We start from the raw sequence: 12,203 nt of genomic DNA, 5'->3' as shown, positions 1-12,203 counted from the left end.
ACGAAGCGTCTCACATCAAAGTTCTAAAATCCACCCTTTCGTAAGACGTCTTACGAGTGTACCTTGTTGAGCATGACCCAGATCACACAACAAACCCATGGCTTGAGGTCTTCACAAGACGGCGATTTCCGTGGCGTCCGCCTCGGTGTCCAGTTCACCCGCTACCCGGGAATGGAGGAGCTCCCGCTGCTTGCTTCCCTTCGGCAGGCGATTGAGGACGGCTTCACACTCGTCGTGCTCAACAACATCACTGCGGAACTCTCGGGCGAGATGCCGGACTGCTTGGACGAGGTAGCAGCGGAAGCCGGGCGTGCCGGCGTCGAACTCCAACTGGGACTCGGCTGTGCCGGTCCCGTGGGCGAACCTGCAGCGGTCCGACGCGAACTGCGCAAGTCCTTGGCAAGTGGTCTGGATCTCGGCATCAAGGAGTTCTTCGTGTACACGCGGTCGGTGCGGGAAGGCGTTGCGGAGCAGGGCCGCTTTCTTGACCACCCTGCACAGCTCCGGATTATCCGGGCGAACCTCCAGTCCCTGGCTGAACAGGCCCGGGACAACAACGTGCGGATCAACGTGAAGACCCATGAGGACCTCGCCTCATCGGAGGTCCTGTCCTTGGTGGAGACCATGGATCCGGCCGTCTTCAGCATCGGACTTGATGTGGCGAACCTCGTGGTGCGTGCGGAAGACCCGCACGAAGTCGCCAGAGCCCTGGGACCCTCCATCCGGATGACCCATCTGGAGGATGTTGTCCTTTTCCAGGTCCCGCACGGGTACCGCCGCCGGCTGCGCCCCGTGGGCGAAGGCGTCCTGGACTGGAAGGCGCTGCTGGGAAGCCTGCTGGCCGGCGGAGTGCGCGATTTCACCGTAGAACAGCATCGCGGAAAGTTCGACACACCCATTTTCGACCGTTCATGGTTCCGCCATGAGCCCCACCTTGACGCCGAAGGGGTCGCACAGTTGGCCCGGCTCGGCATGCTAACGCACGACCGTGTGGCACGGGGGGACATTCCGGCGCTTGCCGATTGGGACGAGGACCCCACGCCCGCCGAGCGCCGCCAGCAATTGCTCATCAGCGCCGCAACGTTGCGGCAAATCCTCACATCGATCGGCGCCGGCATTGCGTCTCCGGCCACGATCCTTTCCGGAGAGGAAGGACTCTCATGACAGCTATAGTCGCCCCGCAGGTTCTTGCAGCGCCCAGGCGCCGGCCTTTCAGAAGCTTCCTCAAGCGCGATCGGAAGCTCACCCTCACCCTGTCCCTCTTGGCCGCCCTTGTTGTGGTGACGCTGCTTGGCCCGCTGCTTTGGCGGCTCCAAGCCGACGCCATCAACCTCGGCGCGGTCCTCCAAGCTCCAAGTTTCACCCACCCCATGGGCACCGATGACACCGGCCGTGACGTATTGGCACGTTTTCTGGCCGGTGGTCAGACCTCGATCCTCGCCGGACTTGCAATTGCCGTGATCGGTGCAATCGTGGGTTGCGTGACCGCGCTTCTGGCCGGTTCAATGCGCGGCTGGGTGGACACGGTCTTCACCTGGCTCACCAATTCCATCCTCTGCTTCCCGGCACTCCTGCTGGCCATGGCCATTGCAATGGCCCTCAAACCGGGTGTGACTGCGGCGGTCATTGGGCTCTCGCTGCACTCCTTCCCGTGGTACATGCGGACCCTCCGGGGCGAAGTGATGCGCCTCTATGGGCAGGACTTCATCCGCTCCACAATGGCGATCGGCGCCCACCCGGCCAGAGTGTTGTTCCGGCATGTGCTGCCCCACCTGATACCCATCATGATCCTGCAAATGGCTGCCGTGTTCGGAGCCGCCGTGCTGTCCCTGGCAGCTCTCGGGTACCTCGGGTTGGGGGCCCAGCCGCCCACCGCAGAATGGGGCGAAATGATCACCGAAGGCCAGCAGTTCTTCCTGACCGGGCAGTGGTGGATCGCCGGATTCCCGGGCCTGGGGCTGCTGATAGCAGTCACCCTCACCACAGTTATCGCGGACAGGGCCCGTGAAGTCCTGGATCCCCGCGGCGAATTCATCCAGGCGAAGTGAGGCTCCAATGACCAGCGCACTCCTCAAACGCCTGGGCGTGGCACTCGCCACCGTCTTCGGCGCTTCGATCTTCACCTTCATACTGCTCCGCAAAGTTCCGGGCGACCCCGCACGTGCCATTGCCGGTGACACCGCAACCGAGGAAACCATTGCAGCCTTGCGCAAATCCATGGGCCTGGATGAGAACCTCGTGGTCCAATACGGAAACTACATGGGCTCCCTGCTCCGCGGCGACTTCGGCTTCTCATACAGCACCGGCAACAGCGTGGGCACCCTCCTGGGCCAGCGGCTCCCCGCAACACTGGAGCTTGGCCTGTTGTCAGTCATTATTGCGATCGTCACCGCGGTGCTAGCGGCAAGCTTCGCGGTGTACTCAAGGCGCCGGTGGCCGGACCAGCTCGTCCGCTTCGCCTCCTCCCTGGCCATGGGTTCGCCGCCCTTCTGGATTGCGCTGCTGGCCCTCATGATTTTCTCGATCCAGCTGGGCATCTTCCCCGGTCCTGAAGGACGGCTATCACCAGGAATGCTCAAACCTCCGAACGTTACTGGAATGTTCACCGTCGATGCCCTGCTGGCCGGACAATGGGGAACCTTCGCCAACGCAGCCTGGCACCTGGTCCTGCCTGCAACGATCGTGGCACTCGGTCCCTTCGCCTTCCTCAGCAGGCTCTATCGCAACCAGTTGCGGGGCACCCTGCGGGAAACCTTCGTGGCCGTATCCCAGAGCCACGGTCTCCGCCGGTTCCCGGTGTACAACCGGCACGTGGCACCCCACGGCCTCCTTTCCCTGCTGCCCGCGGCGTCGCTCCTCTTCGCAGACCTCCTCGCAGGAAGCCTGCTGGTGGAGAAAGTGTTCGGCTGGCCCGGCATCGGGTCCATGACCGCGGACGCGATCATCCAAAAAGACTTCGGAGTGGTCCAAGCCGTACTACTGATGGCAGCAGTCCTCTACGTAGTTGTGAGCCTCCTGGCAGACGTTCTGATGACCGCAGCCGATCCCCGCACACGAGTAGGAGCACGCTGATGCAAAGTAATGCACTGTCCCTTCCCGCACCTCAAGTGTCGTCGAACGGCGGCCCGGACCCTGTGCTCAGCGTCCATGGATTGCGCACGGATTTCGTGACGGCTTTGGGGACCGTCCACGCGGTCCGTGACGTTTCCTTCGACCTGCACAAAGGCCAACGACTTGCGATCGTGGGTGAATCCGGATCCGGAAAGTCCGCCATGGCCATGTCACTGATGGGGCTTGTGCCCCCACCCGGCCGGGTTGTCGGCGGCAGCGTAAAGCTCAACGGCAAGGAAATTGTGGGCCTCGATGACGCCGCAATCTCCAAGGTCCGTGGCCAGGACATCAGCTTGGTGTTCCAGGACCCCATGGCGGCGCTGGATCCGCTGAAGACCATCGGAAGCCAATTCGTGGAGACCATCCGAGTTCATCAGGATGTCTCAGCCAAGGCAGCCCGGAAGTTGGCCTGTGAGCTTCTGGGCGAAGTGGGCGTCAACGATCCCGCCCGCCGGATCTCCGACTATCCGCACCAATATTCAGGGGGCATGCGGCAACGCGTCCTGATTGCCATGGCCATCGCCAATGACCCCTCGGTGGTGGTCGCAGACGAACCCACCACCGCCCTGGACGTAACAACCCAGGCGCAGGTGCTGGATCTGTTGGCCAAGATCTGCGACGAGCGCGGAAATGCCTTGGTGATGATCACCCACAATCTGGGAATCGTTGAGGAACTCTGCGACAGCGTCAACGTCATGTACGCCGGACGATTCGTCGAATCCACCACTACCGAAGCGTTGTTCGCCGCCCCCGGCCACCCATACTCCAAAGCCCTCCTGGACTGCGTCATCGATCCCGCCACCGCGCGGCGCGGCGCCTTGCCTGCCATCCCAGGGTCTCCGCCGGACCTCTCGGTGGACGAGCCCGGCTGCCCCTTCGCACCCCGGTGCCCGATCGGCCGCGACCAAAAGCGCTGCGCCATCGAAAGGCCGGAGCCCCGCACCCTGTCCAACGGCGCAGTTGTCCGCTGCCACTTCGCAAACGATCCTGAAGGAGTCCCGGCATGAGCATCGCCAACGCACCCACGCTCCTTCGGGTGGAGAAGCTCAACAAGTCCTACGCCAAAGGAATTGGAAAGCGGCACAAGACACAAATCCTGCACGACGTCTCCTTCGAACTGCTCCGCGGCCAGACACTCGGCCTGGTGGGGGAGTCAGGCAGCGGCAAATCGACAACGGCGGCCTGCGTCATGGGCCTCACCGACGCCGACAGCGGCCTGATCGAATTCGACGGTGTGGATCTCACTACCCTCTCCAAACCCGGGATGCGCAAGATGCGACGCAGGATCCAGATGGTCTTCCAAGACCCCAACGGATCCCTCGACCCGCGATTCACGGTGGGGGACCTGGTGGAAGAGCCACTCATTGTGCACGGCGTCTCCGATTCAGCGGAACGATCGCGCAGGGTGGCCAAGGTCCTGGATCTTGTGGGAATCAGCGTCAAGCAGACTCAGCGCTTTCCCTTCGCATTCTCCGGCGGCCAACGCCAGCGCATCGCGATCGCCCGTGCCCTTGTCCTCAACCCGGACCTTGTGGTGCTGGACGAGCCCGTGAGTGCCTTGGATGTCTCCATTCAAGCCCAGGTCCTGAACCTCCTCAGCGACCTGCAGGACGAACTCGGACTTACCTACCTCTTCATCGTCCACGATCTGGCCGTTGCCCGGCTCATGAGCCACAACATCGCCGTCATGAACGCCGGGGAGATCGTGGAGGCTGGTACCGCCGCAAATGTCTTTGACAACACCACCCATCCCTACACCCGGGCACTGCTGGATGCCGTGCCGGGTGCCCGCCGACGGGCGAAGGCGCTCGCAGCGGCGGGATCGGGCAACGCCATGGAAGGAAGCTGACATGAAAACATTCCCGAAATGGACGACGGCCATAAGGCGAACGACGGCGGCACTCGCCACCGTGGGCCTGCTCGCACTCGCCGGCTGCGCGCAGCCCGGCGTGCCTTCTGGTGCGGCCGACAGGCCATTCACCGTGAACTGGGCCGCGTCCTTGACCAACATCGACCCTGCGTTTGTATGTGCGGGTAATGAGAACAGTTTTGCAACCAACTTCTATGCGCGACTGGTTAGGCTGGATCAGGAGGCCCAGGCCGACGGAACCCGGGTGGCCATCAACGATCCCGAGCGGGTCAGCGGCGACCTCGCGTCGTCGTGGACGGTCTCACCGGATGGGAAGTCGTATACCTTCTCCCTGCATCCTGGAGCGAAGTTCGCCAACGGCAACCCGCTGGACGCCGAAGCTGTGCGGTACTCGATCATGCGTAACCTCACCATCGGCGGCTGCGGTGCCTTGGGTTTGCAGATCGGCCTGACGGACCCGCCGCTGATCAGCGACGTCGTCGTGATGGATCCCCAGACCGTACGACTGGAATTGTCGCGACCGTATCCGGCAATCCTGGTGACACTGGCACAGAGCCGCGGTTCGATCTATGACCCGAAAGTCATCAAGGAGCACGGCGAGGACAAGAAGGGCGTGCCCAACCAATGGTTGGCTTCGCACACAGCCAGCAGCAGCGGGCCTTACGTACTGGACGAATACGTGGCCAACAACTACGCCGTCCTTACCCGGAACCCGAACTACTACGGCGAACCGGCCAAGGAAGCTGAGTTGCGGGTCAATTTCATTACGTCAATCCCAACCCTCATGCTGCAGGCCCGCCGTGGCGAGGCCGACGTAACGCTCGGCCTGCCGCCTTACGTGGTGCACCAGCTGAGTCAGGAGGATTGCTGCCGTGTCACCACAGCTCCTGCTTTCGCACCGGTGACCGTCTCCCTGGACAACTCCTCGGGCACAACTGCCAATCCGAAACTGCGTGAGGCACTCACCTATGCGGTGCCGTATGAGCAGATCAAGGCCAGCGTGGCCTACGGCTATGCAGACAGCTTCTACGGGCCCTTCGTTCCCGGCATTCCGGGTTTCGACGCTGAACGCTCGGCTCCGCGGCCCTTGGACAAAGAAAAGGCCAAGGCGTTGGTGGCTGAATCCGGGCTCAAGGATCCGCAGATAGACCTCATGATCAATCCCTCGTCGCCCGGAGTGTCCACGCTCGCGACGATCCTCAAGTCGTCGTGGGAGGAAATCGGGGTGCGGGTGAACATTGACTCGCAGACACCCACGGCTTTCGCCACCAAGTTCAACACCGGCAAATACCAGTCGGCGCTATTGTTCGAAACCGGCGGAGCCGTGGCTGCCTATGAGCTGCGCAAGAAGATGACCTGCGGCAGCTCCTTCAACAACCAACACATCTGCATTGCCGGAACCCCTGAACTCATGGACAAACTCAACGGGGCACCGGACCTCGAATCGCAGTTGCCCTATATCAATGCGCTCGTGGATTCCTGGCGGGCCAATTCTCCCACCATCATCCTCTACCGGGCGCAGTTCACGGCGGTGCTCTCGGATTCGGTCAAGCACTTCGACTACTCGCCGACTTTCTCTTTCTACAACTGGGGACGTTAGCGGCGCCCCGCCTCCAGGTAGCCGTGCCGGTACGCGGACAAAGAAAAGACATCCAGAACTTATTAAGGACAAAAAATGCGAATTGGTGTTGATGGAAGCAAGATTCCCCACGAGGCCGATGACTCTGCGGTCAGTATCCTCCAGCATGCCCACGCGATGGGCATGGAAGGTGTGTATTTCCGTACTGTGATGGACGTTTCACCCACGTTGGACCGTGCAGTGCTCAAGGAAGTGCGTGCATGCGCCGACGAGCTGGGCCTCTATCTGCAGATGGGCCTGGCCAAGGTCAATCCGTACACTTCCGCGGAGGCGCCGCAGGTCCGCAGGCTCGGCGACGGTGACTACACCCGCGGTATGGTCCGGATGATCGAGGCTGCACACGAAGCCGCCGGGGTAACGGAGCTCTGGGTGGCGTGCGCCAACTACCAGCGCGGCATGCCTGGCTACTACGTGTTCGACCGTTTCCGTACGGATGCCCCCTGGCCGGACCAGCTCGTTGCGATCGAGAAATTCCTTCGCTTGCTTGCACCCGTGGCCAGGGACCATGGGGTTCATCTGAACATTGAAACCCATGAAGAGATCACCAGCTACGAGGTGGTTCGCCTGGTGGAATCCGTAGGTCCGGACGTCCTGGGCGTCACCTTCGACACCGCCAACGTAGTGGTCCGCGGCGAGGATCCCGTGGCCGCGGCCCGACGCGTGGCGCCCTATACAAGGGCGACCCACCTCAGGGACTTCGTTCTCGGGGACCAGGACGGGGTATTCGGGCGCGTGTTTGCCCCGATCGGACAGGGCAGCATCGATTGGGATGCCATTCTGGGCATTCTGCACGAGGCGAATCCGGACCTTCCCCTGTCCATCGAAAACGCCGGCCCAGCCCTGCACCTGCCAATTGGCCTGGAGGATCCCGAATGGCTGGCCGTGCATCCGGATCTGGACCAGCGGGAGGTTGCCCGGATCCGTGAAATGGCCGCCGAATACCAGGCGCGGGTGGAGGATGGCGGGGCACTTCCGCTGAGCGAGCTACGGGCCATCCCGTATGACGGTGAACGATTCATCCACGATTCGGCCCAATCCCTGCGCGCCACTCTTGGTCGTCTCGGCACTGCGGAGGGTGCCATCGCGCGCTGACGTGACCGCCCGGAAGCTAATGAAGTACGTAGGCTTCCGGGCTCAAGTGGAGCAGAATGGCCTCATGGCGTCCCAAATCACCGATGTACCGGGCATTCGTATTGGCCACGTCCAGAAGAACGACGGCGGGTGGCTCAGTGGCGTGACAGTCGTCCTTCCGCCTGTGGGAACCGTGGGGTCGGTGGACGTTCGCGGGGGAGGCCCTGGTACGCATGAAACTGACGCTCTTGACCCTACGACCTTGGTATCCACGGTGGACGCCATCGTGCTGACGGGTGGCAGTGCTTTTGGGCTGGCCTCAGCTACCGGTGCTCAACTCTGGTGTGAGGAGCAGGGCCGGGGCTTTGCTGTTCCCGGGACTGTGGTGCCGATCGTTCCGGCCGCCGCTATCTTCGACCTCGGGCGCGGTGGCGACGTGAAAGCGCGGCCCGACGCCGACATGGGTTACCAGGCAGCCGCCGCAGCGTTCGACTCAGGTGACCATGCCGCCGTCGAACGCGGAAACGTCGGTGCTGGCACGGGCGCAGTGATTGCCCGCGGGCAGTACAAAGGTGGCGTCGGTACATCCTCGATCACGCTTGACAACATCTCCACTGACGGCCCAGTGATCGTTGGCGCGATCGCGGTCGTCAACGCACTCGGGACGCCAGTGGGGCTGGGACCCGGCAGTGCGCGTCCAAGGGAGGAACGACCGAGCGCGCAGAGGGTCGCAGCCCCGGTGGCGTCCAGGGAAGGGCTGAATACAACGCTCGTCGTGATCGCTACGAATGCTGTGCTTGATGTTGCCGAGTGCAAGCGGACCGCCAGCTCCGGGCATGCCGGTCTGGCGCGGGCCTTGGATCCATCCCATACTTTGGCGGACGGTGACACCGTTTTCGCCCTGGCGTCGGGCGCCGTCGGGCTTGATCGCAGTACCGAGCAGGCGCGGCAGGTATCGCTCATAACGCTCCAAAGTGCCGCAGCCGAAGCCGTGCGTTTGGCGATCCTGGACGGTGTTGAAGCAGCCGAAAGTGTCACGACGGCGGCAGGAGACTTCCCTGCTTACCGGACCGTAGGGGAGTGACGGGCGGCGGTACGTGCGCTACCATGGACGGATTTAACTTTCCGGCCCCATTGGCGTAGAGTTATTTGTTGGTTGTCTGTGCAGCCACGCCCTTTTTAGTGTCGTGGTTCCAAGAGGGCCAAGCAAACAAAAAACGTCCGTTGGATTTTCGGTGCCTAACCGGAGGACAGCGGCAAACAACAGTTAGCGGAGGATATGGCCAAGAAGGACGGGGTCATTGAGATCGAGGGCGTTGTGACTGAGGCGCTGCCCAACGCGATGTTTCGTGTTGAGCTCACCAACAAGCACGTCGTTCTCGCACACATCTCTGGGAAGATGCGTCAGCACTACATTCGAATCCTCCCCGAGGACCGGGTAGTGGTGGAGCTGAGCCCATACGACCTCACACGTGGTCGTATCGTCTACCGCTACAAGTAAATTGCTGGGCGGCCCAAGGCAATAGTGCCAAGCCGCTCCAGCAGATCAACTGCAAAACACGCAAAGGAACGCCATGAAGGTCAAGCCGAGCGTCAAGCAGATCTGCGACAAGTGCAAAGTGATCCGCCGTAACGGCCGGGTCATGGTGATCTGCGAGAACCCGCGCCACAAGCAGCGCCAGGGCTAATTCCCCTTCAGGGAATCAGCGCCCGCAAGGGCAAACCTGGGTTGCTAGCCCACGCAAGTAAATAAAGGCAGCACAAGTTGTGCCAGGACTGCATTACAGAGCCTGGTCAACGTACCCCCGGTCGGAGGCTGGGGCCACACGGATCGTGTGGGTGTACTGCCTACGACCTCCGGTTTATTCAAGGAGTACCGCCACTATGGCTCGTCTCGCTGGCGTAGACATTCCCCGCGAAAAGCGGTTGGAAATTGCGCTTACTTACATCTACGGCGTGGGCAAGACCCGTGCACACGAAACCCTGGCTGCCACCGGCATCAGCGCTGACGTTCGCGTCAAGGACCTGACTGACGCCGAGCTGGTCCAGCTGCGTGACTACATTGAAGGCAACTACAAGGTTGAGGGTGACCTTCGCCGCGAGGTAGCCGCTGACATCCGCCGCAAGGTTGAGATCGGCAGCTACGAAGGCCTGCGCCACCGCAAGGGCCTGCCCGTACGCGGACAGCGTACGAAGACCAACGCTCGTACCCGTAAGGGCCCGAAGCGCACCGTCGCCGGCAAGAAGAAGGCCGGACGTTAATCCCTCGGGATTGACCTGGTTTTCCCCCGATAACTTTCTGTAGGAGAAACAATGCCCCCGAAGACTCGTGGAGCGGTTCGTAAGCCGCGTCGCAAGGATAAGAAGAATATTGCGCTTGGCCAGGCGCACATCAAGAGCACCTTTAACAACACCATCGTGTCCATCACGGACCCGAACGGTGCTGTAATCTCCTGGGCTTCCGCCGGTGAGGTTGGCTTCAAGGGCTCCCGTAAGTCCACCCCGTTCGCTGCCCAGATGGCTGCTGAAGCTGCTGCAAAGCGCGCTCAGGAGCACGGTCTGCGCAAGGTTGACGTATTCGTCAAGGGTCCGGGATCCGGACGCGAAACCGCAATCCGTTCGCTTCAGGCTGCTGGCCTTGAGGTTGGCTCCATCCAGGACGTCACCCCCAGCGCCCACAACGGTTGCCGCCCGCCGAAGCGCCGCCGCGTCTAATTAGGTATTCCCTGTCTGACCGGCCGGGCCTGCTGTACATGGTTTAGACCATCTACAAGCATGGCCCGGCTGGCCAGGCTGGAAACCGAAGCCGATTTCCACCACCTGTGTTGCGTCATATAGCGGATGCTCGCCGAAAGGAAACCTAAGTGCTCATTGCACAGCGCCCCACCCTGTCTGAAGAAGTTGTATCCGAGAACCGCTCCCGTTTCATCATTGAACCGCTGGAGCCGGGCTTCGGCTACACCCTCGGAAACTCCCTCCGCCGTACCCTGCTCTCCTCCATCCCCGGTGCCGCTGTAACCAGCATCCGGATCGATGGCGTGCTGCACGAGTTCACCACGGTTCCGGGTGTCAAGGAAGATGTCACCGAGATCATCCTGAACATCAAGAACCTTTCGGTTTCCTCCGAGCACGACGAGCCGGTTGTTGCTTACCTGCGCAAGCAGGGCCCCGGAGTCGTCACCGCCGCGGACATTGCTCCGCCGGCCGGCGTCGAATTCCACAACCCGGATCTGCACATTGCCACTCTGAACTCGAAGGGCAAGTTCGAACTCGAACTGACCATCGAGCGCGGCCGTGGCTACGTTTCGGCAGCTCAGAACAAGTCCGGCGACTCCGAGATCGGCCGTATTCCGGTTGACTCGATCTACTCGCCGGTCATGAAGGTAACCTTCCGCGTGGAAGCTACCCGTGTTGAGCAGCGCACCGACTTCGACAAGCTCATTGTCGACGTCGAGACCAAGCAGGCAATCGCTCCGCGCGATGCCGTTGCTTCTGCAGGCACCACCCTGGTGGAACTGTTCGGTCTGGCTCGTGAGCTGAACACCGCAGCTGAAGGTATCGAGATTGGCCCGTCGCCGACGGACGCTGCCCTGGCAGCGGACATGGCTCTGCCGATCGAGGATCTGGACCTTACCGTCCGTTCCTACAACTGCCTCAAGCGTGAGGGCATCCACACCGTGGGTGAACTCGTTGCCCGCTCCGAGGCTGACCTGATGGACATCCGTAACTTCGGTGCGAAGTCCATTGACGAGGTCAAGGCAAAGCTCGTCGAACTGGGTCTGTCCCTCAAGGACTCCCCTCCCGGTTTCGATCTCGCAGCCCGCGCCGCAGCCATCGAAGAGGACGACGCCGCGTTCAGCGACGACGAGCTCTAAAAAGCAGATCTTGGCCGTCAGGTCCAGCGATGGACCTGACCGGCTTACACAACAGGAGAAATTATTATGCCTACCCCCACTAAGGGTCCGCGCCTCGGAGGCGGCCCGGCTCACGAGCGCCTGATGCTCGCGAACCTGGCAGCTGCTCTGTTTGAGCACAAGCGCATCACCACCACGGTCACCAAGGCCAAGCGCCTGAAGCCGTACGCAGAGCGTTTGGTCACCTTCGCCAAGCGTGGCGACCTCTCTTCCCGCCGCCGCGTTCTCGGCCTGATCAGCGACAAGGGCATCGTCCACGAGCTGTTCACCGACATCGCCGGCGCCGTTGCCAACCGCGATGGTGGCTACACCCGTATCACCAAGATCGGCAACCGTAAGGGCGACAACGCTCCCATGGCTGTCATCGAGCTCGTCCTCGAGCCGGTTTCCCCGAAGCAGGCTGTAGTTGCTGAAGCAACCGCTGCTGCTGCCAAGGCTGCCCCGGCTGCTGAGGAAGAGGTTGTTGAGACCGAGGCTGTAGAGACCGAGGCTGCTGAAACCGAAGAGGCTCCGGCCGCTGAGGCCGAGGCTGCTGACGCTGAAGTTGCTGAGACCGAAGAGGCTCCGGCCGCTGAGGACAAGAAGTAATTCACTGAAT

14 protein-coding genes are annotated in these 12,203 nt (G+C 61.9%); all 14 read left to right on the top strand.

What is annotated here, in order from left to right; translation table 11 throughout:
• The first annotated feature begins 72 nt into the window (after positions 1 to 72).
• Entirely contained in the window at positions 73 to 1,164 is a 1,092-nt protein-coding gene (locus AC1DD7_RS08300; RefSeq protein ID WP_477514579.1) for a sugar phosphate isomerase/epimerase family protein, read from the top strand.
• A complete protein-coding gene (locus tag AC1DD7_RS08295) occupies positions 1,161 to 2,048 on the top strand; it encodes an ABC transporter permease (protein ID WP_477514578.1) in 888 nt (295 codons plus the stop codon). The genes AC1DD7_RS08300 and AC1DD7_RS08295 overlap by 4 nt, the downstream gene beginning before the upstream one ends.
• Positions 2,049 to 2,055: 7 nt before the next feature.
• A complete protein-coding gene (locus AC1DD7_RS08290; RefSeq protein WP_477514577.1) occupies positions 2,056 to 3,072 on the top strand; it encodes an ABC transporter permease in 1,017 nt (338 codons plus the stop codon).
• Positions 3,072 to 4,118 (top strand): ABC transporter ATP-binding protein, encoded by a 1,047-nt coding sequence (locus AC1DD7_RS08285; protein WP_477514576.1) that lies wholly within the window; start codon positions 3,072 to 3,074, stop codon positions 4,116 to 4,118. Before AC1DD7_RS08290 ends, AC1DD7_RS08285 begins: the two co-directional genes overlap by 1 nt.
• A complete protein-coding gene (locus tag AC1DD7_RS08280) occupies positions 4,115 to 4,960 on the top strand; it encodes an ATP-binding cassette domain-containing protein (protein WP_477514575.1) in 846 nt (281 codons plus the stop codon). The genes AC1DD7_RS08285 and AC1DD7_RS08280 overlap by 4 nt, the downstream gene beginning before the upstream one ends.
• Before the next feature lies 1 nt (position 4,961).
• Entirely contained in the window at positions 4,962 to 6,581 is a 1,620-nt protein-coding gene (locus AC1DD7_RS08275; RefSeq protein WP_477514574.1) for an ABC transporter substrate-binding protein, read from the top strand.
• 75 nt (positions 6,582 to 6,656) lie between these two features.
• Entirely contained in the window at positions 6,657 to 7,712 is a 1,056-nt protein-coding gene (locus tag AC1DD7_RS08270; protein WP_477514573.1) for a sugar phosphate isomerase/epimerase family protein, read from the top strand.
• A 64-nt stretch (positions 7,713 to 7,776) separates the two neighbouring features.
• Positions 7,777 to 8,775: a P1 family peptidase gene (locus tag AC1DD7_RS08265; protein WP_477514572.1), complete on the top strand. Its 999-nt coding sequence runs from the start codon at positions 7,777 to 7,779 to the stop codon at positions 8,773 to 8,775.
• Positions 8,776 to 8,970: 195 nt separating this feature from the next.
• Positions 8,971 to 9,192, top strand: coding sequence for a translation initiation factor IF-1 (gene infA, locus AC1DD7_RS08260; RefSeq protein WP_011775571.1), 222 nt, complete (start codon positions 8,971 to 8,973; stop codon positions 9,190 to 9,192).
• A 73-nt stretch (positions 9,193 to 9,265) separates the two neighbouring features.
• The gene (gene rpmJ / locus AC1DD7_RS08255; RefSeq protein ID WP_011775570.1) at positions 9,266 to 9,379 is read left to right on the top strand and encodes a 50S ribosomal protein L36; all 114 of its coding nucleotides are present in this window, start codon (positions 9,266 to 9,268) and stop codon (positions 9,377 to 9,379) included.
• Positions 9,380 to 9,575: 196 nt separating this feature from the next.
• Positions 9,576 to 9,953, top strand: a complete 378-nt coding sequence (gene rpsM / locus AC1DD7_RS08250; RefSeq protein ID WP_011775569.1) for a 30S ribosomal protein S13 — start codon at positions 9,576 to 9,578, stop codon at positions 9,951 to 9,953.
• A gap of 51 nt (positions 9,954 to 10,004) precedes the next feature.
• Complete coding sequence (gene rpsK / locus AC1DD7_RS08245) at positions 10,005 to 10,406, top strand: 30S ribosomal protein S11 (RefSeq protein WP_014922380.1); 402 nt, start codon at positions 10,005 to 10,007, stop codon at positions 10,404 to 10,406.
• A gap of 149 nt (positions 10,407 to 10,555) precedes the next feature.
• Positions 10,556 to 11,566 (top strand): DNA-directed RNA polymerase subunit alpha, encoded by a 1,011-nt coding sequence (locus AC1DD7_RS08240; protein WP_011775567.1) that lies wholly within the window; start codon positions 10,556 to 10,558, stop codon positions 11,564 to 11,566.
• Between the two features lie 66 nt (positions 11,567 to 11,632).
• Entirely contained in the window at positions 11,633 to 12,193 is a 561-nt protein-coding gene (gene rplQ / locus AC1DD7_RS08235) for a 50S ribosomal protein L17 (RefSeq protein WP_216925100.1), read from the top strand.
• Positions 12,194 to 12,203: the final 10 nt, after the last annotated feature.

The organism is Paenarthrobacter sp. 10L412 (assembly GCF_056395565.1).
Note: the sequence above shows the minus strand (reverse complement) of the source record. Positions and strands in the feature narration are given on the sequence as shown.